The organism is Methylobacterium sp. Leaf94, assembly GCF_001426045.1.
Lineage (GTDB): Bacteria > Pseudomonadota > Alphaproteobacteria > Rhizobiales > Beijerinckiaceae > Methylobacterium.
The window spans coordinates 123,747-145,974 of record NZ_LMRM01000064.1 but is presented as its reverse complement, the minus strand read 5'-3'; the positions used below and the strand labels follow the sequence as shown (position 1 = coordinate 145,974).

At 70.5% G+C, this 22,228-nt stretch carries 23 protein-coding genes; 12 read left to right on the top strand and 11 right to left on the bottom strand.

Annotation, left to right across the window (positions count from 1 at the left end; translation table 11 throughout):
- Nucleotides 1-190: 190 nt before the first annotated feature.
- The 4 genes from ASG63_RS23290 to ASG63_RS23275 all read right to left on the bottom strand — a co-directional run bounded on the left by ASG63_RS23290 (nucleotide 191) and on the right by ASG63_RS23275 (nucleotide 4,660).
- The gene (locus ASG63_RS23290; protein ID WP_056222640.1) at nucleotides 191-763 is read right to left on the bottom strand and encodes a cob(I)yrinic acid a,c-diamide adenosyltransferase; all 573 of its coding nucleotides are present in this window, start codon (nucleotides 761-763) and stop codon (nucleotides 191-193) included.
- Between the two features lie 163 nt (nucleotides 764-926).
- On the bottom strand, nucleotides 927-1,541 hold the full coding sequence (locus ASG63_RS23285; RefSeq protein WP_056222637.1) for an acyloxyacyl hydrolase: 615 nt from the start codon (nucleotides 1,539-1,541) through the stop codon (nucleotides 927-929).
- A 204-nt stretch (nucleotides 1,542-1,745) separates the two neighbouring features.
- On the bottom strand, nucleotides 1,746-1,931 hold the full coding sequence (locus ASG63_RS23280; protein ID WP_056222977.1) for a twin transmembrane helix small protein: 186 nt from the start codon (nucleotides 1,929-1,931) through the stop codon (nucleotides 1,746-1,748).
- A 92-nt stretch (nucleotides 1,932-2,023) separates the two neighbouring features.
- Entirely contained in the window at nucleotides 2,024-4,660 is a 2,637-nt protein-coding gene (locus tag ASG63_RS23275) for a TIGR02302 family protein (RefSeq protein ID WP_056222628.1), read from the bottom strand.
- 196 nt (nucleotides 4,661-4,856) lie between these two features.
- Here ASG63_RS23275 and ASG63_RS23270 point away from each other — a divergent pair, with 196 nt between their 5' ends.
- Complete coding sequence (locus tag ASG63_RS23270; RefSeq protein WP_056222626.1) at nucleotides 4,857-5,372, top strand: DUF533 domain-containing protein; 516 nt, start codon at nucleotides 4,857-4,859, stop codon at nucleotides 5,370-5,372.
- Nucleotides 5,373-5,375: 3 nt separating this feature from the next.
- Here the strand turns inward: ASG63_RS23270 and lysA are convergent, their stop codons facing one another.
- The 5 genes from lysA to ASG63_RS23245 form a co-directional block, all read right to left on the bottom strand.
- Nucleotides 5,376-6,653, bottom strand: a complete 1,278-nt coding sequence (gene lysA, locus ASG63_RS23265) for a diaminopimelate decarboxylase (protein ID WP_056222623.1) — start codon at nucleotides 6,651-6,653, stop codon at nucleotides 5,376-5,378.
- Between the two features lie 110 nt (nucleotides 6,654-6,763).
- On the bottom strand, nucleotides 6,764-7,117 hold the full coding sequence (locus ASG63_RS23260; protein ID WP_056222620.1) for a hypothetical protein: 354 nt from the start codon (nucleotides 7,115-7,117) through the stop codon (nucleotides 6,764-6,766).
- A gap of 101 nt (nucleotides 7,118-7,218) precedes the next feature.
- Nucleotides 7,219-7,515, bottom strand: coding sequence for a hypothetical protein (locus ASG63_RS23255; protein ID WP_056222617.1), 297 nt, complete (start codon nucleotides 7,513-7,515; stop codon nucleotides 7,219-7,221).
- Nucleotides 7,516-7,705: 190 nt separating this feature from the next.
- Nucleotides 7,706-8,449: a hypothetical protein gene (locus tag ASG63_RS23250; protein ID WP_056222975.1), complete on the bottom strand. Its 744-nt coding sequence runs from the start codon at nucleotides 8,447-8,449 to the stop codon at nucleotides 7,706-7,708.
- A 134-nt stretch (nucleotides 8,450-8,583) separates the two neighbouring features.
- Nucleotides 8,584-9,204, bottom strand: coding sequence for a DUF1134 domain-containing protein (locus ASG63_RS23245; protein ID WP_082487359.1), 621 nt, complete (start codon nucleotides 9,202-9,204; stop codon nucleotides 8,584-8,586).
- 153 nt (nucleotides 9,205-9,357) lie between these two features.
- Between ASG63_RS23245 and ASG63_RS23240 the strand changes: the two genes are divergently transcribed.
- Nucleotides 9,358-9,840 (top strand): hypothetical protein, encoded by a 483-nt coding sequence (locus ASG63_RS23240; protein WP_056222614.1) that lies wholly within the window; start codon nucleotides 9,358-9,360, stop codon nucleotides 9,838-9,840.
- A gap of 13 nt (nucleotides 9,841-9,853) precedes the next feature.
- Here the strand turns inward: ASG63_RS23240 and ASG63_RS23235 are convergent, their stop codons facing one another.
- Nucleotides 9,854-10,720 carry a 3'(2'),5'-bisphosphate nucleotidase CysQ family protein gene (locus ASG63_RS23235; RefSeq protein WP_082487371.1) on the bottom strand — a complete coding sequence of 289 codons (867 nt, stop codon included), beginning with the start codon at nucleotides 10,718-10,720 and terminating at the stop codon, nucleotides 9,854-9,856.
- Between the two features lie 142 nt (nucleotides 10,721-10,862).
- Between ASG63_RS23235 and chpT the strand changes: the two genes are divergently transcribed.
- The 6 genes from chpT (at nucleotide 10,863) to ASG63_RS23205 (ending at nucleotide 17,554) form a co-directional block, all read left to right on the top strand.
- Complete coding sequence (chpT, locus tag ASG63_RS23230; RefSeq protein ID WP_056222608.1) at nucleotides 10,863-11,597, top strand: histidine phosphotransferase ChpT; 735 nt, start codon at nucleotides 10,863-10,865, stop codon at nucleotides 11,595-11,597.
- 152 nt (nucleotides 11,598-11,749) lie between these two features.
- On the top strand, nucleotides 11,750-14,449 hold the full coding sequence (locus tag ASG63_RS23225; RefSeq protein WP_056222605.1) for a hybrid sensor histidine kinase/response regulator: 2,700 nt from the start codon (nucleotides 11,750-11,752) through the stop codon (nucleotides 14,447-14,449).
- A 32-nt stretch (nucleotides 14,450-14,481) separates the two neighbouring features.
- Nucleotides 14,482-14,967 (top strand): chemotaxis protein CheW, encoded by a 486-nt coding sequence (locus ASG63_RS23220; RefSeq protein ID WP_056222960.1) that lies wholly within the window; start codon nucleotides 14,482-14,484, stop codon nucleotides 14,965-14,967.
- A 23-nt stretch (nucleotides 14,968-14,990) separates the two neighbouring features.
- Nucleotides 14,991-15,374: a response regulator gene (locus ASG63_RS23215; RefSeq protein WP_056222602.1), complete on the top strand. Its 384-nt coding sequence runs from the start codon at nucleotides 14,991-14,993 to the stop codon at nucleotides 15,372-15,374.
- Nucleotides 15,375-15,458: 84 nt separating this feature from the next.
- Nucleotides 15,459-16,637: a protein-glutamate methylesterase/protein-glutamine glutaminase gene (locus ASG63_RS23210; protein ID WP_056222600.1), complete on the top strand. Its 1,179-nt coding sequence runs from the start codon at nucleotides 15,459-15,461 to the stop codon at nucleotides 16,635-16,637.
- The gene (locus tag ASG63_RS23205) at nucleotides 16,634-17,554 is read left to right on the top strand and encodes a CheR family methyltransferase (RefSeq protein WP_056222596.1); all 921 of its coding nucleotides are present in this window, start codon (nucleotides 16,634-16,636) and stop codon (nucleotides 17,552-17,554) included. The genes ASG63_RS23210 and ASG63_RS23205 overlap by 4 nt, the downstream gene beginning before the upstream one ends.
- A 148-nt stretch (nucleotides 17,555-17,702) precedes the next feature.
- Here ASG63_RS23205 and ctrA read toward each other — a convergent pair whose 3' ends face one another.
- Complete coding sequence (gene ctrA, locus ASG63_RS23200) at nucleotides 17,703-18,404, bottom strand: response regulator transcription factor CtrA (protein WP_056222591.1); 702 nt, start codon at nucleotides 18,402-18,404, stop codon at nucleotides 17,703-17,705.
- Between the two features lie 421 nt (nucleotides 18,405-18,825).
- On the opposite strand from ctrA, the gene fliI reads away from it, so the two are divergent.
- The 4 genes from fliI to ASG63_RS25755 all read left to right on the top strand — a co-directional run bounded on the left by fliI (nucleotide 18,826) and on the right by ASG63_RS25755 (nucleotide 22,204).
- Nucleotides 18,826-20,181 carry a flagellar protein export ATPase FliI gene (gene fliI, locus ASG63_RS23195; protein ID WP_056222588.1) on the top strand — a complete coding sequence of 452 codons (1,356 nt, stop codon included), beginning with the start codon at nucleotides 18,826-18,828 and terminating at the stop codon, nucleotides 20,179-20,181.
- Nucleotides 20,182-20,273: 92 nt separating this feature from the next.
- Nucleotides 20,274-20,681: a flagellar export protein FliJ gene (gene fliJ, locus ASG63_RS23190; RefSeq protein ID WP_056222585.1), complete on the top strand. Its 408-nt coding sequence runs from the start codon at nucleotides 20,274-20,276 to the stop codon at nucleotides 20,679-20,681.
- A gap of 156 nt (nucleotides 20,682-20,837) precedes the next feature.
- The gene (locus tag ASG63_RS23185) at nucleotides 20,838-21,887 is read left to right on the top strand and encodes a lysylphosphatidylglycerol synthase domain-containing protein (RefSeq protein ID WP_056222957.1); all 1,050 of its coding nucleotides are present in this window, start codon (nucleotides 20,838-20,840) and stop codon (nucleotides 21,885-21,887) included.
- A gap of 170 nt (nucleotides 21,888-22,057) precedes the next feature.
- On the top strand, nucleotides 22,058-22,204 hold the full coding sequence (locus ASG63_RS25755; protein WP_156394323.1) for a hypothetical protein: 147 nt from the start codon (nucleotides 22,058-22,060) through the stop codon (nucleotides 22,202-22,204).
- Nucleotides 22,205-22,228 lie beyond the last annotated feature (24 nt).

The following is a 22,228-nucleotide window of genomic DNA, read 5'->3' as shown; positions in this document are numbered from 1 at the left end:
GCGCGCAAAGGACCTCCGGGAAACCCGGATGTCCAGAACCCTGGTCATTGAGGCGGCGGACCGTAACGGCCTCATTTCCGCCTTGTCAACGCGCCCCGCCGCCGCCCGCCCCGGCGAGTGCCGTCCGGCGCTGCGGACCGGCCGCACGGCCCCGGGCCCGCAGCTCCGTGGTATTCCGAATGCCTGGCTCTCAGCGATTCTTCCCCGGCACCCAGAGCACGTCGTCGGCGCCGTTGGCATTGGCGGTCCGGCTCGCCACGAACAGGAAGTCCGAGAGCCGGTTCAGGTATTGCAGGGCTTCCGGCGAGACGATCTCGCCCTCGGTGGCGGCCAGGGCCACCGCCAGGCGCTCGGCCCGCCGACACACCGTCCGGGCGAGATGCAGGGCGGCCGAGGCCGGCGATCCCCCGGGCAGCACGAAGGACTTCAGGGGCGAGAGGTCGGCATTCAGCGCGTCGATGTCGCGCTCGACCCGCTGCACCTGCGCGGCGACGATCCGCAGCGGCTCGTATTTCGGCGGCTCGGCGCTTTCCGGGGTTGCGAGGTCCGCGCCGAGGTCGAACAGGTCGTTTTGGATCGCGCTCAGCATGGCGTCGAGGCGCGGATCGGCATGCAGCCGCACGAGGCCGATGCAGGCATTGGTCTCGTCGACGGTGCCGTAGGTCTCGATCCGCAGATCCGCCTTCGAGCGCCGTTCGCCGCTGGCGAGGGCGGTCGAGCCCTTGTCGCCGGTTCGGGTGTAGATGCGGTTGAGGGTGACCACGATGGCGTCCGATCCTGAGCGGGGCTGGCAAGTGAGGCCTGCAGGAGCGGGAACCTAGCGCAGTTTGCCGCCGCTGGGAGTCGCTGAATCGGAACGATAAGGGCCGGCCCCGCCTCGGCGGAACCGGCCCCTGAGGCTCACGGTAAATGCGAGCGCGGCGAACTCAGAAGGTGTAGCCGAGCTTGCCGCCGAAATTGGTCAGGCCGCGGTTGTTCGCGCAGAGGCCGGCATTCGACATGTGCTCGACGGTGGCCATGATGCTCCAGTGCTCGGTGAGCCGGAAGCCGAGGGCGGCCGCCTCGCGGAAGAGCGGATTGCAGCCCAGTGTGTTGAACCCGGCCGGGGCGGTCGGCTTCGGGCCCGTGTAGCCGTTATGAGCGCCGGCGCCGAAGAAGCCTTCGAGGAAGACGATGTTGTTCAGGGTCTGCGGGAAGAGATCCACGGTCCAGGTCGCGCCGATATAGGCGTAGCTGGTGCGGCCGCCGAAGTTGTAGCTGCCGCCGACGGTGGCCCGGGGCACGAAGGCCTGCCAGAACGGATCGACGCTCACCAGCGGCTTGGAGAACAGAATCTCACCGTTGATGTTGCTGGTGTTGTGCTCGGCACTGCCGGGATCCTGCACGGCGCCGCCGATGCGGACCTCGGAGACGATGCTCAGGGGCTTCACAGGGCTGACATAGGCGGCCGGCGGCGCGGACGGGAAGTCGGCGGCCTGGACCGGCATGGCCGTGGCGAGCACGGCGGCGGCAGCGGCGAGGCGAAGCGGGTGGGACTGCATCGGGATGGTTCCGGGTTGACCGAACGTGTCTAGCATGCCCGCTCACGGCATCGGCAGGCATCGCGCGTCGCGGGGCGGCGATAGCTGTGCGGTGAGACCTCCCGGCCACACTCGCTCCGTTCGGGCGCTCAACCCGCCGGAGGGGGCGCCAGCGCCCCGGTCACGCACCGATCTCAGGACGCGACGGCGCCCCGCGCGACGGGGTCAGGCCGAGCGCCACCAGACCACGCCCATGATGAAGATGATCGCCAGGAACTGCAGCAGAACGCGCAGGCGCATGAGCTTCTGCGAGAGGTTGGCGCTGCCCCCGCGCATCATGTTGAACAGGCCGAGGATCAGGACCACCGCCACCGCGACGCAGGCGAGGAGCACGAGAGAATTGGAGGAGATCACGGCGTCAGGTCTCGTGGCTGTCGGGTCGGGAATTATCGCTCCCCATATGGGCCCCTCCGGGGGAGGAGCCCAGGGGGCGGTTCGATGCGTCAATTGCGGCGCAGGAGACGCTCGAAGTAGTCGAGCTCCTCGCGCGGGCGGCTCGGGTCGCCGAGCTTGCGCCGCAGCTCCTCCATGATGCGGCGGGTGCGCTGCACGGTGGATTCGTCGGCCGTCGGCACGCGGGCATTGCCGTTTGTCATGTCGCGGCCCTTGGTGGGTCGGCCGAGGGGATCGTCGTCGCGGTTGCCGGCCTGGCCCTGCTGACTCGGCTTCTCGCCACCCTCGCCCTCGCCTTTCCCGTCGCCTTCCCCCTCGCCCTCGGCCATCTCCTGCATCTGCTTCTGCATGCCTTCGGCGCCGCGCTTGAGTCCGTCCAGGGCCCGGCCCTGGGCCTCGACCGCGTCGCCGTCCTTGCCCTGGCCGAGGGCGCCCTCGGCCTCGCGCATGGCCTCCTCGGCATCGGACAGGCCGTCCTCGCCCTGCATGCCGAGGTCCTTCATGCGGCGCTGCAGCTCGTCCAGGCGCTCGCGGAGGGCCTGCTGGCGCTGACCGGCGCCGCCCTTCTGGCCATCGCCCTTCTGACCCTGCTGTCCTTGTCCTTGCTGTCCTTGACCCTGCTGTCCCTGTTGACCCTTCTGGCCTTCGCCCTGCTGGCCCGGCTGCCCGCGCTGCGGGCGCTGGCCCCGCTGACCCTGGCCCTGCTGTCCGCGCTTGTCCTGGCCGTCCTTGAAGGTCTCGTCGCGCAGGTCCTGCTGCTCGCGGGAGAGCTTGTCGAGCTCGTCGGCCTGCTTGCTCATCTCGCGGCTGTTGGGGTCGGACTTGCCGCCGGGCTCCGCGGTCTGGAGATTCTCGAGGATCTCGCGGAGCTGGTCGAGGAGTCGCTGCGCCTCCGCGGTGTCGCCGCGCTTCATGGCTTCGGCCATGTCGTTCAGCATCTTGTCGAGGTCGTCCGGCGTCACCGTCTTGGCGTTCGCGTTCGGCTGGCTCTTCTCGGCCTGGGGCTTGCCGTCCTTGCGCTGGCGCTCGGCCATGCCCTTCATGAACGTGTCGAGGGCCTGTTTCAGGTCCTCCGTAAGCTTCTTGATCTCCTCGTCGGGCGCGTTGCGCTCGATCGCCTGCTTGAGGTTGTCCTGGGCGGCGCGGAGGCTCTTCTCCGCATCCGAGAGGTCGCCGTCCTCGATCTTCAGGGCCATCTCCCAGAGGAGGTCAGCCACCGCCATCAGGGCCTCGTCGCTCCGCGCGGCCTTCAGGCGGCGCGAGGCGGCCTTGAGCCCGAGGTAGACGCTGGCCTGGGGCGTGAAGGTGTCGGGCGCGATGAGCAGTGCGTCGACGGCGGTCTGGACCCGGACGCGGCTGTCGTCGGGCGCGGTGATCAGGCGCCGGCGCTCCTCGGCCAGGGCGCGGGCCAGGGGTTGGGTGAAGACCCGCGCGGGCAGCGTCACCTCGGCGGTGGGCGTACGCCCCTCCTGACCGGCCTCGTCCTTCACCACCAGGGTCAGGCGCACGCGCGCGCCGGACCACGGATTGTCGGTGAGATCGACCAGGGTCTTGGTATCGCGCTCGCCGGTGGCGTCCGCCGGCAGGGCCAGGGCGATCCGCGGCGGCGGCACCAGGGCGCGGGTGTTGGCCAGGGGTTCCACCACCCCCTCGGCGGAGGCGATGCCGTAATCGTCCTTGGCGCGGTAGGTCAGGTTGAAGGTCCCGCGCGCGTTCACCTCAAGGGCACCGATGCGCTCCACCTCGGGGGGCGTGTCGGGAATCGTCTCGACCAGGAGGTGCTGCGTCGTGCCGCCCGCCGCGACGGTGAGGTCGGCGACACCGCCGGTGAGCTGGAACCGGTCCTCGCGCAGGTCCGCATGGGGCGGCTTGCCGGGCAGCGGCTTCAGACCGGCCTTCGGCGTCAGGACCGCCTCGCCCTGGCCGGCGATCCGGACGATCAGGGTCGCGTTCACCGGCGCGCGCAGGCGCTGCTGCTCGCCGTTCATCGTCACGACCAGGGGCGGCAGGCGGGTGTAGACGGGCGGATCGATCCAGCCGTCGACCCGGAAGGTCGGGCCGGGCGGTGGCGGCGCCTGCCAGTCGAAGGCGCCGAGGATGCGGGAGCGCCACTCGGCACCGGCCACGAACAGGCTCGCCACGGCCGCGACGATCAGGCCGGCCCGCAAGGCGAAGGGATCGCGCCGTGCCATGGCGGGCCGGGGCGGCGGCGGCTTCAGCCCGGCCACGGCCTCGGCCGCAAGCGCCTGATGCAGCGCCCAGAGGGCGCGGGTCGCCGGGTCGGTGGTGCCGACCGCGAGGGTGTCCTCGATGGAGGAGGCGGGATTATGAGACAGCGTCCCGCCCCTGGCGGCGGCCGCGCGGTCGATCCGCGCGAGGGCCTCGCGGCGGGTGTCGCGCCGCAGGCCGGTCAGCGGCAGGAGCGCGGCGACGAACGCCAGGGCGAAGAGCAGGAGGCCAACGATCCGGCCCAGGGGCGGCAGGTCGAGCCAGAGCCCGAGCCAGGACAGGACGAGGAAAGCCAGGATCAGCCCGAGGCCACGCCACAGGATCGGCCAGGCCCGCTCCCAGAGGCCGGCCGCCTGCGAGCGGGTGACCAGCCGGTCGAGCCGCTGGCGCAGCACCGGACCGCCGGTGCCCTGCTCTGGCCCGCTGCTCGTGGAGGTCGCCGGGTCGGCCTCGCCCATCGTGTCTGGCTCCTCGCGCGTCGCATCGGCGCCGCGCCTTCCCCGCAAGGCTAGCATGGTGGAGGCGCCGCGCGACGGGGTCAAATCATCCCAGGTGGCGGGGAAGGGCGCCGAGCCAATCCCGTCCGTGATCTGAACCCGCGGCGTCTCTCGCGTGTTGCCGCCTCGCGTTCAATGCGTGAGAAGGATGTCCGCCATGGTCGATGTGAAGCCCCTCGTCGAGGCTCTGGTGCATGCGCGCCGCGGCCGTCTGGCCGCCGGTGCGGCCCTCGGCGGCCTCGCCCTGGTGGCGGGCCTCGCCGCCCGGGCCCTGCGCACGCCGACCACGCCTGAGGGGGCCGCGGCGCCGGCCGCGCCCGCCGTCGGCGAGGACGAGGCCCGGCTCATGCTCCGCGCCATGGTGGCGGCGACCCTGGCCGACGGGATGATCGACAAGGACGAGCGACAGCGCCTCGATGCGGCGGTCCAGGCTTCCGGCCTCGCCAGGGACGGGGCCGCCTGGTTGGAGGCGGAGATCGCCGATCCGGCCGACCTCGACACCATCGCGGATGCGGTGAACACGCCCGAGCAGGCGACGCGGATCTATTCGGCGGTGCGCCTCTCCGTCCTGGCGGATACGCTGCAGGAGCGCGAATTTCTCAAACGCCTCGCCGAGGCCCTGGACGTTTCGGGCGAGGCGGTCGACCGGATCGAGGGCGAGCTCGCCGCCTAACGCTCAGGCCTGCGGGCTCAGCCAGTCCGGCATCCGGTCGAGGGCGATCAGGTCCTCGTAGCTCTGGCGCGGACGCACGATGGCGGCGTCCGCGCCGCGCACCAGCACCTCCGGCACGAGGAGGCGGGAATTGTAGGTGCCGGCCTGCACCGCCCCATAGGCGCCGGCGCTCATCACGGCGATAAGGTCGCCCGGGGCGACCTCGGGCATCTCCCGGGCGAGGGCGATGTAATCGCCGCTCTCGCAGACCGGCCCCACCACGTCGGCCACGAGGCGCGGCGTCTCGGCCGTGGGTTCCCGAACCGGCCGCAGGCCGTGATAGGCCTCGTACAGGGTCGGGCGGATCAGGTCGTTCATCGCCGCATCGACGATGACGAAGGTCCGCCCCTCGGTGCGCTTCACGTAGATCACGCGGGTGACCAGGATGCCGGCATTGCCGGCGATCATCCGGCCGATCTCGAAGACCGGACGCAGGCCCAGCGGCGCGAAATGCGGACGCAGGATCGCCGACAGGGCCGCCGGCTCCGGCGGCGGCGCGTTGTCGTCGCGGTAGGGGATGCCGAGGCCGCCGCCGAAATCGATGTGGTGGAGCGGATGCCCCTCCGCCATCAGGTCGCGGGCCAGGCCGGCCAGGAGGCCGGCGGCGTGGTCGAAGGGAGCCAGGTCGGTGATCTGGCTGCCGATATGCATGTCGACGCCGGAAATCGCGAGGCCTGGCAGGGTCGCCGCATGGGCGTAGACCGCCCGGGCCCGGCTGATCGGGATGCCGAACTTGTTCTCGGACTTGCCGGTCGAGATCTTGGCGTGAGTGCCGGCATCGACGTCGGGATTGACCCGGATGGAGATCGGCGCCGTCAAACCGAGGCTCGATGCCACCGCGGAGAGCTGGGCCAGTTCCGGCTCGCTCTCGACGTTGAAGCAGAAGATGCCGGCCTTGAGGGCGGCGGCCATCTCGACCTGGGTCTTGCCGACGCCGGAGAAGACGATGCGCTGCGGATCGACGCCCGCCGCCAGCGCCCGTCGCAGCTCGCCCTCGGAGACGATGTCCATGCCGGCCCCGAGGCGGGCCAGGGTGGCCAGCACGGCCTGGTTCGAATTCGCCTTCATGGCGAAGCACACGAGGGCGTCGTCCTCGCCGAAGGCCTTGGCGAAGACCGCGTAGTGGCGTTCCAGCGTCGCGGTCGCGTAGCAGTAGAACGGCGTCCCCACCGTCTCGGCGAGGGCGGTCAGGTCGACATCCTCCGCCTGGAGCCGACCGTCACGATAGTGGAAGTGGTGCATCGGCCTGCCTGCGGGCATCCCGCCCGGGAATTGCGGGCCCCGCGCGCGGCGCGACCGGGCGGGCGCGCCTTCCCGCACGAAGCTGGGAAATGGGCTCTGGTGATCCGCTTCTACAGCAGCGGGTCGAGCAGGAAAGGCTCCTTGGGCACGACGTAGCCGCGCTTGGCGCCGCGCGTCGTCTTCACCGGCGCCTCGGCGCCCGAGCCCGGCACCGCCAGGGTGTCGAGTTCGTCACCGGCGCGGACCGCATCCGGCTCCGGCGTCGCCGCTTCCCCGCCGAGGCCGACGCTCTGGGACAGCGCGCGCGGGCTCGCGACGCCGGGCAGACCGGGCCGCGCCACCGAGCGCGCGGCGGCGGTGCCGGGCGGCGGCTCGAGGGCGCCGCGCCGGCCACAGGCCGAAGCGGACAGCGCGATGAGGCCGATCGCGGCGATCGTCGGCAGGGGGCGGGAACGGAGGAACATCAACGCTTGCGGTCCGGAACGCGGTGGCGGACAGCATAGCCGCTGCGGCTCGGCGATGCGAGCGAAACGGCTACGCTGTCCCGCGCGGCGTCGGGCGGGGCTCAGCCCTTCTTCTTGCCGTCCGTCTTCTGGTAGACGTCGATGGCGCGACGGCAGTTCTCCGAGAGCTTGGTCCAGTTGGTCTGGAAGCACTTGTCGAGGGCCGGATCATCGGTGGCGAGGTTACCGCAATAGGTCAGGTAGTCGCCGGTGCAGTACTTCTTCAGGGTTTCATTGCCGCGCTTCGTCTGCGGGGCGGTCGTGGCCCCTTGCGGCTGCGCTGCGGGCTGAGCGATCGCCGGTGCGGTGGAGACCGTGGCGGCGAGGAGGAAGGCAAGCGACGTGAGCTTAAGGGCCATAGGGGGGCGCGGTCCGTCTCAAGAAACAGGGGAATGGGCGATCCGATGAAGCGCCGAGATGGTCGAAACATGGCGCGCGGATGGTCGCCGCGTGGTCAGGCCGCTTTCTACGCCGCGTTTTCCCGTCCGTGCAACGCCCGCGGCGTTTTCCCGCGCACATGACGCGCCGGGTTCGGCCCGCGAGCGGCATTCAGTTGGAGCGCGCCGGAATCGCGTACGCCGAGACGGGCGGAAGCCGGTCGCGCTGCATCAGGCTGTCGGCCACGTCGGAGATCCGGCGGCGCAGATCAGCGGCCTCGCCCTCGCGGCGCGCCATCACTTCGGCCAGGGCTGTCTCGGCCGCATTCAGGCTGGCCCTGAGGGTCTCGCGCTCGGCGACCAGGGCCGCGGTCAGGTCGGGGACCTCGGACCCGGTGGCGGCGGGAGCGCCGGCCGGGTCCGGCGGGACCTGGGCGGACCGCGCGGCGATGAGGTCGTCAAGCACCTCCTGGTGTGCCTGCTCGAGCACCTGCAGGGTGGCGAGGCCCAGCGCGGTCTCCTGGCGCGCCGCTTCCAGATCGCGCTCCACGCCGCCGAGGGTGGTGCGGGTCGCGGCCAGGGCGGCTTCGCGCTCGCTCAAGGTCGCGTCGCGGGCCTCGACCGTGCGGGTGAGGGCGGCGGCCTCCATGGTCCGGGCCCCGATGGCGGCGAGATCGGCGTGGCGATGGGCCTTCACGGCCTCGACCTGACGCTCCAGGCGGCGCTGGGCCACGGCGAACTGCGCCCGCAGGTAGTCCTTCTCGGCAGCGACTTCCGAGAGCGAGAGGGGCAGGCGCGCCTCGATGCGGCGCTCCGACAGGCGGGCGGCCCGGGCATTCACGGCGGGCAGAATCAACAGGGCGCACAGGCTCGCGGCCAGGAAGCCGAGCGCGAAGATCATCACGGTTTCGATCACGCGGAAACGCTCGCTCAACATGCCGTGGACGACAATGACGACGGAGCTGGCCGTCGACCCTCGTCGGCTTGTTTAGCCCATGTCCCCCCGGGATGGGCAAGACGCGCGGGGACACACCCCGGTCGTCCTGCGAATCAGAAGGGATTCCAGGTCGGCTTCGACGTGAACTTGAGATAACCGATGTTGATGCCCAGCCGGGCGCCGACGCCGGTGCGGATCGGCACCACGACGATGTCGTCGGCGGTCACCGCCGTCATCCCGAAGCCGCCGACGAGGTAGGCGGAGCCGTCGACGCCGCCGAAGCGGCGGTAGAGGCCCGACACGGCCGGCAGGTTGTAGACCAGCATCATGGTGCGGTCGCCGTCGCCGCCGACGTCGAAGCCGATGGAGGGGCCCTGCCAGTAGATCCGCCGTTGCCCGGCATTGCGCGTGTAGAGCGTCCCCTCGCCGTAGCGAACGCCGCCCACGATGGCGCCGGAGGCTTCCTGGCCGAGGATGTAGCCGTTGGGCTCGCCCCAGCGCCGGGTCGCCTCCTCCACCAGCTGGGCGAGGCCGCGCGACATCGAGCCGAAGAAGCGATGGCCGTTGTCGACCAGCTCCTCGGGACGGAACTTGCCGGGCGCTCCGTCGCTCACCGCGAGGGCGCGGGACGAGACGCCGAGGAGGAGGGCGCCCGCCAGCGCACCGACGACGGTGCGCCGGGTCGCAGGTGCGTGCGATGGGCGGGCGCGGACGGCCCGATGGTTCGACGTCATGCCTCGTCCCTCCTGTCTGCCGACATCCGCCCGAGGGCGCTATCGTCTTGCTAACCGAGACCGCGCTATGGACCGGGCTGTCATCCGAGAGACCGTTCCGGCCGGGGCCGGTGCGCCTCGATACGCGGCGATCATGATGCGAAACAAAGCAACATGTGGTTAACGCGCCGTCACCTGCTTCGCGTCGCCGCGGCCGGTGGGCTGCACGCCGCCGGCGCCCGCGCCGCGACCCTGCCGCGCCTGCCCGCGGGCCGCATCGCCCTCGGGGGGTTCGATGCCGTCAGCTATTTCCTCGACGGTCCCGAAGCCGGCAGAGCCGCCTACGAGATCCTCTGGGACCGGCTGACGTGGCGCTTCGCGCGGGCGGCGAACCGGGAGGCCTTCCGCGGCGACCCTGCCGCCTACGCGCCACGCCTCGGCGGCTTCGATCCGATCGGCGTCCTCGCCGGCCGCCTCGTGGACGCCGATCCCCTGATCTATGCGCGCCTGCCCGGCCCGGACGGGATCGACCGGCTCTACCTCTGCCGCAGCAACGCGCACCGGTTGCGCCTCATCGCGGAGCCGCATCTCGCCGCCGAGGCGGAGCTGCGCTGGCCGACGCTGAAGGATCAGATCGAGCGGGATTTCCCGGAATGAGGGCGCCCGGCGCTCAGATCCGGTGCGCGTCCTGCGGCGCGTGCCGGTCGGCGGGACGGGTGGACGGGCTGCGCTCGGGCAGGACGAGATTGGCCGCATAGCTCGCGTCGCCCAGGGCGGCGAAGGGACCGTTGCGGTAGTTCCGCGTATAATGCCCGTAGGTCATCGGCCGGCCGGCCGGCGCCACGACGCAGCCACCCGCCACCGTGAGGATGTGGTCGCCGGCCGCCGTATCCCATTCCATGGTCGGACCGCAGCGGACGTAGATGTCGGCCTCGCCGGCGGCGATCAGGCAGAACTTCAGGGCGGAGGCCGCCGACCGGGTCGAGCCCACCCGAAGCGCGCCGAGGCAGGTCTCGGTCTCGATGTCGCCGTGCCGGTTGCTGCGCAGGGCCACCAGCCCCTGGTCCGGCCGCGGCCGCACCGCGATCGGCAGGCGCGCGCCGAGATGTCCGTTCCGGATCTCCGCTTCGAACGCCTGGCCGCCTGCGCCCCAGACCCGGCCGAGGCCGGGGGCGGCCAGAGCGGCGGCGATCGGACGGTCGCCCGCGATCAGCCCGATATTGACACTGTACTCCGCGTTGCCGGCGAGGAAGTCCCGGGTGCCGTCGAGGGGATCCACCAGGAAGAACAGCGGCGCCGGGGGCTGGTCGTAGGACGATTCCTCGGCGATCACGGGAATGCCCGGCCAAGCCCTGGCGAGTTCCGCAAGGATGAAGGCCTCGGATTCGGAATCCGCCTGGCTCGCCGGCGAACCGTCGGGCTTGAGCACGTGCGGGCAGTCGCCCCCGTGGTGCCGCTTCAGGATCTCGCCCGCCCGGCAGGCAATTTCCATCAGGGTCGCCGCAATACGGTCGCGCGTCGGCGCATCGATCGACATGATACCGGTCATGATGCCCGCGCCACCGGCCCTTGTCGACCCGGATCGCGATCCGTCCGGGTGCTTTTCAAAGCTTCCGGCGCCGTCTATCGGTGCCGTTCACGAACGGACGCGGCCCCGAAACGCCTGCGCGGAGCGCACCATGACCCCCCTCAATCTCGACGCCCTCGATCTGTCCGCCCTCCTGTGCTCACGGGTCTGCCACGACGTGATCAGCCCCGTTGGCGCGATCGTGAACGGGTTGGAGGTCCTGGAGGACGAGAGCGACACCTCCATGCGGGAATTCGCCCTGGAGCTCATCGCCAAGAGCGCGCGTCAGGCCTCGGCCCGCCTGCAATTCGCCCGCATCGCCTTCGGGGCCGCCGGCTCGGCGGGCGCCTCCATCGACCTCGCCGACGCCGAGAAGGTGTCGCGGGGGATGTTCGCCGACGACAAGACGCAGCTCGCCTGGAGCGCGCCGCAGGCGCTCTACCCGAAGAACAAGGTCAAGCTCCTGCTCAACCTCGTGATGATCGCCCAGAGCGCGATCCCGCGCGGCGGTCTCATCGACGTGGTGGTGCAGGGCGACGGCGAAGCTCCGACCCTGACCCTCAAGAGCAAGGGTTCCCACGCCCGGATCCCCGCCCACGTGGAGCAGATGATCGCCGGCACGCCCGAGAACGGCACCGTGGACGCCCACGGCATCCTGCCGTTCTATGCCGGCCTCGTCGCCCGCGCCGCGGCCATGGACGTGCGCTTCGCGATCGAGGGCGACACCGTGACCATCACGGCGACCGCCACGGCCGCCGCGATGCCCGAGGCGCCCGCCACGGCTCCCGCGGATCCGGAAGCCGATCGCCCGTCGGATTCGGAGCCGCCGGAGACGGCGCTGGCCTGACGCGCGGCGAGTTTCGGCCCATCGGCGGGAGATCGACAAATATTGTCGCGGTCTCCCGCTTTGTCGTTCGGGGTGAAACCCTTCCCTAACCGGTTAGGGGGCAAGGTCGGTCCTGCACAGACTGTAGTGCGCGTATGGACTGAGTACCCCTCATGGACGACTTGTTGCGTGAGTTCCTGACCGAGAGTGCCGAGCACCTCGACACGGTCGATGCCGAGCTCGTCCGGTTCGAACAGGATCCGAACAATCAGACGATCCTGCGGAACATCTTCCGCCTCGTTCATACCATCAAGGGCACCTGCGGGTTCCTCGGCCTTCCGCGCCTCGAAGCCCTGGCGCACGCCGCCGAGACCCTGATGGGCCAGTTCCGCGACGGCATGCCGGTCACCGGCCCCGCGGTCAGCCTCATCCTCGTCACCCTCGACCGCCTCAAGGCGATCCTGGGCGACCTCGAGGCCACCGGGTCCGAGCCGGCCGGCAGCGACGACGATCTCATCGGCGCCCTGGAGGAGATGGCCTCCGCCCCGATCGCCCCCGTCGCCCCCGCGCCCGTCGCGGAGATCACGCTGCCCGATCCGGTCCTGCGCGAGCTGAAGCCCGGCGAGGTCAGCCTCGAGGACCTCGAGCGCGCCTTCATGGAGGCGGAAGGGCCCGATCCGTTCGACGCGTCCGTCGCCTCCGCGCCGGAACCGGTCGCCGCGGCCCCCGAGCCGGTGCGCGAGGCACCCGCCCCGATGCCGGTGAAGGCCGCAGAGGCGCCCGCGAAAGCCGCCGACGCGCCCGCCGCGTCCGACGGCGAGGGGGGCATCGCGAAGGTCCAGACCATTCGCGTCAACGTCGACACCCTCGAACACCTGATGACGATGGTGTCCGAGCTGGTGCTGACCCGCAACCAGCTCCTCGAGATCGCCCGCCGGCACGACGACTCGACCTACAAGGTTCCGCTCCAGCGCCTGAGCCACGTGACGGCCGAGCTGCAGGAAGGCGTCATGAAGACGCGCATGCAGCCCATCGGCAACGCCTGGCAGAAGCTGCCCCGCGTGGTGCGCGACCTGTCGTCGGAACTCGGCAAGCAGATCGAGCTCGTGATGAGCGGCGCCGAGACCGAACTCGACCGCCAGGTGCTCGAGGTCATCAAGGACCCGCTCACCCACATGGTGCGCAACTCGGCCGATCACGGCATCGAGTCGGCCGCCGACCGCAAGGCCTCCGGCAAGCCGCTGCGCGGCACGATCCGCCTCTCCGCCTATCACGAGGGCGGCACGATCACGATTGAGATCGCCGACGACGGCAAGGGCCTCGATCTCGCCGCCATCCGCCGCAAGGCCGTAGAGCGCAAGGTCGCCAGCCAGGCGGAAGTCGAGCGGATGACCGACGCCCAGGTGGCGAAGTTCATCTTCCATCCTGGCTTCTCTACTGCCGCCGCCATCACCTCGGTCTCCGGCCGCGGCGTCGGCATGGACGTGGTGAAGACGAACATCGAGCTCATCGGCGGTGTCATCGACATCAACACGCAGCTCGGCCGCGGCACCACCTTCACCATCAAGATCCCGCTCACCCTGGCGATCATCGCCGCCCTCATCGTCAAGGCGGGTGAGCAGCGCTTCGCGGTCCCGCAGGTGGCGGTGCTCGAACTGGTGCGGGTCGACAAGGCGACGGCGCAGAAGGTGGAGCGCATCAACGGCTCGCCGGTGCTGCGCCTGCGCGAGCGCCTCCTGCCGATCGTCACCCTTACGGGCGTCCTCGGCCAGGACCAGGCCGCCGACGCCGTGGATTCCGGCTTCGTGGTGGTCGCCCAGGTCGGGCGCCAGCGCTTCGGCATCCTCGTCGACGAGGTCTTCCACACGGAGGAGATCGTCGTGAAGCCGATGTCCTCCAAGCTGCGTCACCTGCCGCTGTTCGCCGGCAACACCATCCTGGGCGACGGCGCCGTGGTGCTGATCGTCGATCCGAACGGCATCGCCCAGCAGGTCAGCCAGGGCTCGCAGACCGGCGCCATCCCGGTCGAGGCCGAGGTCGAGGAGGTCGAGGCCGCCGACGCCAAGGCGACGCTCCTCGTCTTCAAGGGCGGCGCCGGCAGCTACAAGGCGGTGCCGCTCTCGCTGGTCACCCGCCTGGAAGAGATCGAATCGGCCAAGGTCGAGTGGGTCGGCGGCCGTCCGCTGATCCAGTACCGCGGCCGCCTGATGCCGCTGGTGCCGGCCGACCCGTCGATCGAGATCCGCACCTCCGGCACCCAGGCCCTCGTGGTCTTCTCCGACGGCGAGCGCGCCATGGGCCTCGTGGTCGACGAGATCGTCGACATCGTCGAGGAGCGTCTCGACGTGGAGATCTCGGCCGACCGCTCGGACCTCATCGGCTCCGCCGTCCTGCGCGGCCGCGCCACCGAGATCATCAACATCGCCCACTTCCTGCCGCTCGCCTACGACGACTGGGCGCGGGGCCCCAAGAAGACGGTCAAGCGTAGCTCGACGCTCCTCCTCGTCGACGACTCCGCCTTCTTCCGCGAGATGCTGAGCCCGGTCCTGAAGGCCGCCGGCTACAGCGTGGTCACCGCGGCCAGTGCCGATGAGGCGGTGGCGGCCCTGCTCTCCAACGGGCGGATCGACGTGGTGGTGTGCGACCTCGAGATGCCGGGCCGCAGCGGCTTCGACCTCGTGGGCGCCATGCGCAAGGTGGAGGGCCGCGTCGCCGGGCTTCCCGTCATCGGCCTCTCCGGCACTATCGGGACCGAGGCCATCGAGCGGGCACGGACCCTCGGCATCGCCGACCTGGTGGCGAAGTTCGACCGCAGCGGCCTGATCTCGGCCCTGGCCGAGCTCGACGTCGCCAGCCTCGCCGTCGCCGCCTGACCGGCCCGCCCCCTTCGGAGTCCACGCCCATGATGCAGGCCGCCAACACCAACGCCGCGGAAACCGTCGGCACCCACGACTTCGTCACCGTGTTCGTCGGCGAGACCATGTTCGGTCTCGCCATCGACCGGGTCCACGACGTCTTCATCCCGGCCGGCGTGACGCCGGTGCCGCTCGCCCCGCCCGAGATCGTCGGGCTCCTGAACCTGCGCGGCCGCGTCGTCACCGCCCTGTGCCTGCGCCGGCGCCTCAGCATGGCGCCCCGCACCGAGGACGGCGCCCAGATGGCGATCGGCCTCGAGCAGGGTGGCGAGACCTTCGCCCTCATCGTCGACGGCGTCGGCGAGGTGCTCAAGCTCGGGGCCGAGACCCACGAGCCGGTGCCGATCAACCTCGATGCCCGCTGGCGCGACCTCACGCTTGGCGTCCACCGTCTCGACGGCCGCCTCCTCGTCATCCTCGACGTCGATGCGCTCCTCGCCTTCGGGACGAACGCCCGCACCGCCGGCGCGGCCTGAGCCCGAGCCAGGAGAAGGACCCGATGAAAACCTGCCTCATCGTCGACGACTCCGCCGTCATCCGGAAGGTGGCGCGCCGCATCTTCGAGACCATGAACTTCGAGGTCGGCGAGGCCGAGGACGGCGAGAAGGCCCTCAGCGCCTGCGGCAAGACCATGCCGGACGCGATCCTGCTCGACTGGAACATGCCGACCATGGACGGCTACGACTTCCTGCGCGCCCTGCGCAAGACGCCGGGCGGCGAGAAGCCCAAGGTCCTGTTCTGCACCACGGAGAACGACGTCGGCGCCATCGCCCGTGCCCTCCATGCGGGCGCCGACGAGTACATCATGAAGCCGTTCGACCGCGACATCGTCACGGCAAAGCTCGCGCAGGTCGGCTTCGCCACCGAAGCCGACGCGGCCTGACGCGGACCTGGACCGGGCATTCCGCCCCGTCCGGGGCCAGTTCCCACCCCGACTGTTCCTCCGCGTCGCTCACAGCGTGAATTCATGATGGCCGCCACCGCACCGACCTTCGCGTCGACCCATGCCGCGCCGCCGCCGCTCGCGGGGCAGCGGGTCCGGGTTCTGATCGCAGACGATTCGGCGGTGGTGCGCGGGCTGGTCGCCCGCTGGATCGGCGAAGCCGGCCACGAGGTCGTCGCCACGGCGGCCAACGGCCGGATCGCCGTCGAGGCGATGGCGCGCCACGACCCCGACGTCATCCTCCTCGACATCGACATGCCGGAACTCGACGGCACCCAGGCCCTGCCGCTGCTGCTCGCCAAGAGCCCCGGCGTCCAGGTCATCATGATGTCGACCCTGACCACCCGCAACGCCGACATCTCCCTGCGCTGTCTCGCCCTCGGGGCCGTGGACTACATCCCGAAGCCCGAGAGCAACCGGGGCGTGACCACCTCGGACGCCTTCCGCACCGACCTGATCGAGCGGGTGCGCCTCTTCGGCTCCGCCCGGGCGCGCAAGCGCGGCGCCTCCGGCGCGCCGATCCCCGTCTCTCCCGGGTCCCACGCGCCCGCACCGGTCTCGGCCCTGCGTCCGACCGCCCCCCTGGTGCTGCGGCCGAAGGCCCGCACCGGCGTCGCGCCCCGCGTCCTGCTCATCGGCGCCTCCACCGGCGGGCCCCGCGCGGTGGGCGAGGTGCTGGAGAAGATCGGCAGCGCCACGCTCCGTCAGTTCCCGGTCCTCATCGTCCAGCACATGCCGCCGGTCTTCACCGCGGTCTTCGCCGAGCATCTCGGCGTCCGCACCGGCCTGCCGGCCGCCGAGGGCAAGGCCGACGAGCGCCTGCAGCCGGGCCGGATCTACGTGGCGCCGGGCGGACGGCACATGGGCCTGGGCGGAAGCCGCCAGGACGTGACCATCCGCCTGCATGACGGGCCCGTGGTGAATTTCTGCCGGCCCGCCGTGGACGTGCTGTTCCAGGATGCCGCCGCGATCTTCGGCGCCGCGACCCTCGCGGTCGTCCTCACCGGCATGGGCTCGGACGGGACGGGCGGGGCCCGCGCGCTGACGGAGGCCGGGGCGGCGGTGCTCGCCCAGGACGAGGCGACCAGTACGGTCTGGGGCATGCCCGGCAGCATCGCCAAGGCGGGACTCGCCCAGGCGATCCTGCCTCTGGGCGAGATCGGCCCGGCGCTGCGCAATCTTCTGACGGGGCAGGGCGCATGACCGACGTCGAGTTCGATTTCCTGCGCGCCTACCTCAAGACCCGCTCCGGCCTCGCGCTCAGCGGAGAGAAGCGCTACCTCGTCGAGAGCCGCCTCGGTCCGATCTGCCGGCGCTTCAACCTCGCCGATCTCGGGGCGCTGGTGAACGCCCTGAAGGGCGGCCGCGACCTCGCGATGGAGCGGGCCGTGGTCGAGGCGATGACCACCAACGAGACCTTCTTCTTTCGCGACCGAACGCCGTTCGACCTGTTCCGCGACGTGCTGCTCCCCGAGGCCATGGCCCGCCGGGCCGTGCAGCGCCGCCTGCGGATCTGGTGCGCCGCCGCCTCCACCGGCCAGGAACCCTATTCCCTGGCGATGATGCTGCAGGACGCCGCCCCGCGCCTCGCCGGCTGGACCGTCGACCTCGTCGGCACCGACCTGTCGACCGAGGTGCTCGAGAAGGCGAAGGCCGGGCTCTACAGCCATTTCGAGGTGCAGCGCGGCCTGCCCGTGCAGTCGCTCATCAAGCACTTCGAGCAGGTCGGCGAGCAGTGGCGCATCTCGGCCAGCCTGCGGCAGATGGTGGATTACCGCCCGCTGAACCTGCTGCAGCCCTTCGATTCGCTGGGGACGTTCGACATCATCTACTGCCGCAACGTGCTGATCTATTTCGATGCGCCGACCAAGGGCGACGTGCTGGCCCGCCTCAGCGGCAGCCTGGCCGCCGACGGTGCCCTGCTGCTCGGCGCCGCCGAGACGGTGATCGGCCTGACCGAGAAGCTCGTCCCGAACACCAAGCACCGGGGCCTGTACAACCAGGCCGCCGCGTCCCTCGCACCGCAGGCTCGGCCGCTGCCGGTGCTCAACCCCGCCGCCGTGGCGGTCGCGCCGGCCTTGGCCGTTGCCCCGGCGTTGCGCCGGGTGGTCGGCCTCTGAGCGGCATCCGACGGATCGTGGCGCGGGCGCAGGCCCGCGCCATCTGCGCTTGGTCGGTCGACGCCGCGCGGGGGAGGGGACGACGGGTGTCCGCACGAACAAAAAAGGCCCCGCTCGCGCGGGGCCGTTTCGTCGTCCGACCGGTGGTTCAGACGGCGATCCGCTCTTCGCCCTCGTTGGGCTCGCGCAGCACGTAGCCGCGACCCCAGACGGTCTCGATGTAGTTCTTGCCCTGGCTGGCGTTCGCCAGCTTCTTGCGCAGCTTGCAGATGAAGACGTCGATGATCTTCAGCTCGGGCTCGTCCATGCCGCCATAGAGATGATTGAGGAACATTTCCTTCGTCAGCGTCGTGCCCTTGCGCAGCGAGAGGAGCTCCAGCATCTGGTACTCCTTGCCGGTCAGGTGCACGCGGCTGCCGGAGACCTCGACGGTCTTCTGGTCGAGGTTCACGATCAGGTCGCCGGTGGTGATCACCGACTGGGCGTGACCCTTCGAGCGGCGGACGATCGCGTGGATGCGGGCGACGAGTTCGTCCTTGTGGAAGGGCTTGGTCAGGTAGTCGTCGGCGCCGAAGCCGAGGCCCTTCACCTTGTCCTCGATGCCGGCCATGCCGGAGAGAATCAGGATCGGCGTCTTCACCTTGGCGACGCGGAGGTTCCGCAGCACCTCGTAGCCCGACATGTCGGGCAGGTTCAGGTCGAGCAGGATGATGTCGTAATCATACAGCTTGCCGAGATCGATCCCCTCCTCACCGAGATCGGTGGTGTAGGTGTTGAAGCTCTCGGACTTGAGCATCAGCTCGATGCTCTGCGCGGTCGCGCTGTCGTCCTCGATCAGAAGTACCCGCATCGTCGGTCCCCAGCCCAGCCGGCCGTGTGCAGCGTACGGGCAAGCCCCCGCCGTTCGTTCGCCACCGGCCCGTGGCGAACGCTCCCTCGTCAATGACGTGAAACGCTATTCGTTAATCGTTAACAAACCCTGTTTCACGGACGCAAGCACCCAATTGGACCCGCGGCCCGGCCACGCTTCGAACCGTTGACGATCTGTTCTCGTCCGACCGTCTTCGGGTGTGATGCGAAACCTTCGCATGTCCCCTCAAGTGCCTCACCCGCATGGGCTTGTTGCGCGCTGTCTCTCCGGAACAACGGCACCGGAATGTCGTCGGCCGAACGAAAATTTTTTACGTCCCGGCGTGAGCCGGCGGCGCGCTACAAGCCCGATGCACACAGTGTTAAGGAGGGAGGTAAACGAATGGTTGAGAGACGCGCCGATGACCGATCGCGACCCTAGCATCGGACGCTTGCGCCTGGCTGACGCGCGCAGCGCCCTCGCGGGAATCCAGGTGCTCGAGACCTACGGACGGGTCGTGGCGATTCGCGGCCTGCTGATCGAAGTGGCGGGTCCGGTGGCGGCCATGCGCCTCGGCGGACGGCTCGACATCGCGGTGGAGAACGGCCTCGGCGCCGTGCCCTGCGAGATCATCGGCTTCCAGGGCGATCGGGCGCTGGCCATGCCCTTCGGCTCCCTGGAGGGAGTGCGGCGCGGCTGTCCGGCCCTGGTGCGGGACGAGGCCGCCGGCGCGGTGCGCCCCTCCGCCGCCTGGCTCGGCCGGACCATCGACGCCCTCGGCCGGCCCATCGACGGCCTCGGGCCGCTGCCCCCCGGCCCGGCGATCTATCCGCTGCGGGCCGATCCGCCCCCGGCCCATGCCCGGCAGCGGGTCGGGCCGCCCCTCGACCTCGGTATCCGCTGCATCAACACCTTCCTGACGATGTGCGCCGGGCAGCGCATGGGCATCTTCGCCGGGTCCGGCGTCGGCAAGTCGGTGCTGCTGTCGATGCTCGCCCGCTACACCGCCGCCGACGTGGCGGTGATCGGCCTCGTGGGCGAGCGCGGCCGCGAGGTGCAGGAATTCCTCCAGGACGATCTCGGCGCCGCCGGCCTTGCCCGGTCGGTGGTGGTGGTGGCCACCTCCGACGAGCCGGCCCTGATGCGCCGCAACGCCGCCTACGTCACCCTGGCGATGGCGGAGTATTTTCGCGATCAGGGCGCACAGGTCCTGTGCATGATCGATTCGATCACCCGCTTCGCCATGGCCCAGCGCGACATCGGCCTCGCAGCCGGCGAGCCGCCCACCGCCAAGGGCTACACGCCCACCGTGTTCAGCGAGCTGCCCCGGCTCCTCGAGCGGGCCGGGCCCGGGACGGGGCAGGGGGCGATCTCCGGCCTGTTCACCGTCCTGGTCGAGGGCGACGACCACAACGAGCCCGTGGCCGATGCGGTCCGGGGCATCCTCGACGGGCATATCGTGATGGAGCGCGGCATCGCCGAGCGCGGGCGCTACCCGGCGATCAACGTCCTGCGCTCCGTTTCCCGCACCATGCCTCGCGCCTGCGACCCCGCGCACCTGCCGACGGTGCGCCGGGCCCGTCGCCTGCTCTCCACCTACGCCGACATGGAGGAGCTGATCCGTCTGGGCGCCTACCGGGCGGGCGCCTCGCCGGAAGTGGACGAGGCGATCGCGCTCATGCCCGAAATGGAGGTTTTTCTGGGTCAGGGTAAGGAAGAAGCAACTTCGATCGGCGAGGGTTACCGTCGCCTGGCAGAGATCGTCGGCGCGCCCTGAGAGGACGCCCCGGCTCCATCTCCCGATGCCGGGCCCGGGGCGCGGCCGGTCGCGCACCGGCGAGCCGTGCGTTGCGTGGAGTGAACCCGCCCATGAAATCCCGTGACACGTTGATCCGGCTGCGACGCTTCCAGGTCGACGAGAAGCGTCGGCGCGTGACGCAGATCGAGATGATGAAGGCGGACTTCACCCGCATGGCGATGGAGCTCGACCGCGAGGTCGCCCACGAGGAGAGCCGCGCCGGCATCACCGATCCGGCCCATTTCGCCTACCCGACCTATGCCCGGGCCGCCGCCACCCGCCGGGACAACATGCGCCAGTCGGCCGCCGCCCTCGAGGGGCAGCTCGCCGAGGCCAAGGCCGAGCTCGGCGAGGCCTTCGAGGACCTGAAGAAGATCGAGATCCTGGACGACCGGGAGCGCACCGCCGAGCGCGTCGCCGAAGCGGCCCGCGACCAAGCCGCCATGGACGGTATCGGCCTCTCGCGCATCCGCGCCTGAGGCGGATGGGGTGCCGGCGCCCCGCGGGGCGACCGGCACGAAACCGTCATGATCCCGTGGGATGAGCCATCCCTGCCGGGGCCGCGCGGAACCTTGCTTGCGATGCCGCGCATCGTCGTGCAGGGAGGGCCCGAACAGGGGCGTGTCCGGACCACCATGAAGAAGATCAGCGATTTTATCTGGCCGATCATCGGCCTCGCCGCCGTGATCGGTTCGGGTTACCTGCTCTACAAGGAGTTGGCCGGCATCTCCATGGCGGAGATCAAGGGCAGCTTCGCCGCGATTCCGGTCCACCGCTTCCTCTTCGCGGCCCTCTCGACCCTCGTCGCCTACGCGGCGCTCGCCTGGTACGACCGGATCGCGCTCCTGCATCTCGGCGTGCGCCACATCTCGTGGTTCTTCGTCTCGGTCTGCTCGTTCACGACCTACGCGCTCTCGCACAATATCGGCGCCTCGGTGTTCTCCGGCGCCGTGGTGCGCTACCGCGCCTACACCGCCAAGGGCCTCTCCGCGGCCCAGGTCGCGGTCCTGGTGGCGCTCTGCTCCTTCACCTTCGGCCTTGGCACCATCCTGCTCGGCGGCTTCGTGCTCACCGTCCTGCCCGACACCCTGACGCGCCTCAACGGCTACCTGCCGGCGATCCTGACCGACCCCGCCACCGCCCGCATCCTCGGCTGCTGTCTGCTCGCCTTCGTCGCCCTCTACGTGGCCGGCTCGCTGCTGCACCTGAAGCCGCTCACGATCCGCAAGTTCAAGCTCGAATATCCCCGCCCGCGCATCATGGGCCGCCAGCTCATCGCCGCTCCGCTCGAGCTGCTGGGCGCCGCCGGCATCATCTACTTCGCCCTGCCGGAGGCCGGGAACCCCGGCTTCCTCGTCGTGCTCGCGGTCTTCCTCGCCTCGTTCTCGGCGGCCCTGGTGTCGAACGCCCCCGGCGGCCTCGGGGTGTTCGAACTGGTCTTCGTGGTGGCGATGCCCGACATCGCCCGGCCGTCGGTGATCGCCGCGCTGCTCGTCTTCCGGCTGTTCTATTTTTGGCTCCCGTTCCTGATCTCGGTGGTGGTCGTGCTTCTCTACGAGCGCAACCGCCTCGCCTCGGCCCTGCGGGACGAGCCCCACGACGCGGCCGCCCCCGAGCCGCCCTTGACCGCCCCCGGCCTCGACGCCCATGCCCTCGAGCGTCGCATGGAAAAGAAGCCGGTCTGATCCGTCCTCGTAAGGGGAGATCGAACCCGCATCGCCCGGTCCGCGATGGCCGGTCTTCGGGCGCGAACATCCGGACCCGCTCCCGGGGCTTTCGCGTCGACGACTCCCCCACGGATCGCTGGCTGCGCTCTGCGGATCGCGCGCGGGTTCGTCCGCTCCGGAGGAGCGGGATGAGGCAGCTTCTGAAATTTGGCCGCGGGACGGAGGACCGCGACCTGTCGAAGGATTTCGGCGCCGCGGAATATCTGCGCCTCAATCCCGACGTCGCGACGGCGGTCCAGGACGGAAAATCCGGTCCGCCGAGGACCACTACCTGAACATCGGTCGGCACGAGGGACGGA

What these genes read in the sequence shown, in the direction of transcription:
- ASG63_RS23285 (WP_056222637.1), bottom strand. Translation starts at nt 1,541, where the DNA reads ATGCAGTCCCACCCGCTTCGCCTCGCCGCTGCCGCCGCCGTGCTCGCC.
- ASG63_RS23275 (WP_056222628.1), bottom strand. Translation starts at nt 4,660, where the DNA reads ATGGGCGAGGCCGACCCGGCGACCTCCACGAGCAGCGGGCCAGAGCAG.
- ASG63_RS23270 (WP_056222626.1), top strand. Translation starts at nt 4,857, where the DNA reads ATGGTCGATGTGAAGCCCCTCGTCGAGGCTCTGGTGCATGCGCGCCGC.
- lysA (WP_056222623.1), bottom strand. Translation starts at nt 6,653, where the DNA reads ATGCACCACTTCCACTATCGTGACGGTCGGCTCCAGGCGGAGGATGTC.
- ASG63_RS23260 (WP_056222620.1), bottom strand. Translation starts at nt 7,117, where the DNA reads ATGTTCCTCCGTTCCCGCCCCCTGCCGACGATCGCCGCGATCGGCCTC.
- ASG63_RS23255 (WP_056222617.1), bottom strand. Translation starts at nt 7,515, where the DNA reads ATGGCCCTTAAGCTCACGTCGCTTGCCTTCCTCCTCGCCGCCACGGTC.
- ASG63_RS23245 (WP_082487359.1), bottom strand. Translation starts at nt 9,204, where the DNA reads ATGACGTCGAACCATCGGGCCGTCCGCGCCCGCCCATCGCACGCACCT.
- ASG63_RS23240 (WP_056222614.1), top strand. Translation starts at nt 9,358, where the DNA reads ATGTGGTTAACGCGCCGTCACCTGCTTCGCGTCGCCGCGGCCGGTGGG.
- ASG63_RS23235 (WP_082487371.1), bottom strand. Translation starts at nt 10,720, where the DNA reads ATGTCGATCGATGCGCCGACGCGCGACCGTATTGCGGCGACCCTGATG.
- chpT (WP_056222608.1), top strand. Translation starts at nt 10,863, where the DNA reads ATGACCCCCCTCAATCTCGACGCCCTCGATCTGTCCGCCCTCCTGTGC.
- ASG63_RS23225 (WP_056222605.1), top strand. Translation starts at nt 11,750, where the DNA reads ATGGACGACTTGTTGCGTGAGTTCCTGACCGAGAGTGCCGAGCACCTC.
- ASG63_RS23220 (WP_056222960.1), top strand. Translation starts at nt 14,482, where the DNA reads ATGCAGGCCGCCAACACCAACGCCGCGGAAACCGTCGGCACCCACGAC.
- ASG63_RS23215 (WP_056222602.1), top strand. Translation starts at nt 14,991, where the DNA reads ATGAAAACCTGCCTCATCGTCGACGACTCCGCCGTCATCCGGAAGGTG.
- ASG63_RS23210 (WP_056222600.1), top strand. Translation starts at nt 15,459, where the DNA reads ATGATGGCCGCCACCGCACCGACCTTCGCGTCGACCCATGCCGCGCCG.
- ASG63_RS23205 (WP_056222596.1), top strand. Translation starts at nt 16,634, where the DNA reads ATGACCGACGTCGAGTTCGATTTCCTGCGCGCCTACCTCAAGACCCGC.
- ctrA (WP_056222591.1), bottom strand. Translation starts at nt 18,404, where the DNA reads ATGCGGGTACTTCTGATCGAGGACGACAGCGCGACCGCGCAGAGCATC.
- fliI (WP_056222588.1), top strand. Translation starts at nt 18,826, where the DNA reads ATGACCGATCGCGACCCTAGCATCGGACGCTTGCGCCTGGCTGACGCG.
- fliJ (WP_056222585.1), top strand. Translation starts at nt 20,274, where the DNA reads ATGAAATCCCGTGACACGTTGATCCGGCTGCGACGCTTCCAGGTCGAC.
- ASG63_RS23185 (WP_056222957.1), top strand. Translation starts at nt 20,838, where the DNA reads ATGAAGAAGATCAGCGATTTTATCTGGCCGATCATCGGCCTCGCCGCC.
- ASG63_RS25755 (WP_156394323.1), top strand. Translation starts at nt 22,058, where the DNA reads ATGAGGCAGCTTCTGAAATTTGGCCGCGGGACGGAGGACCGCGACCTG.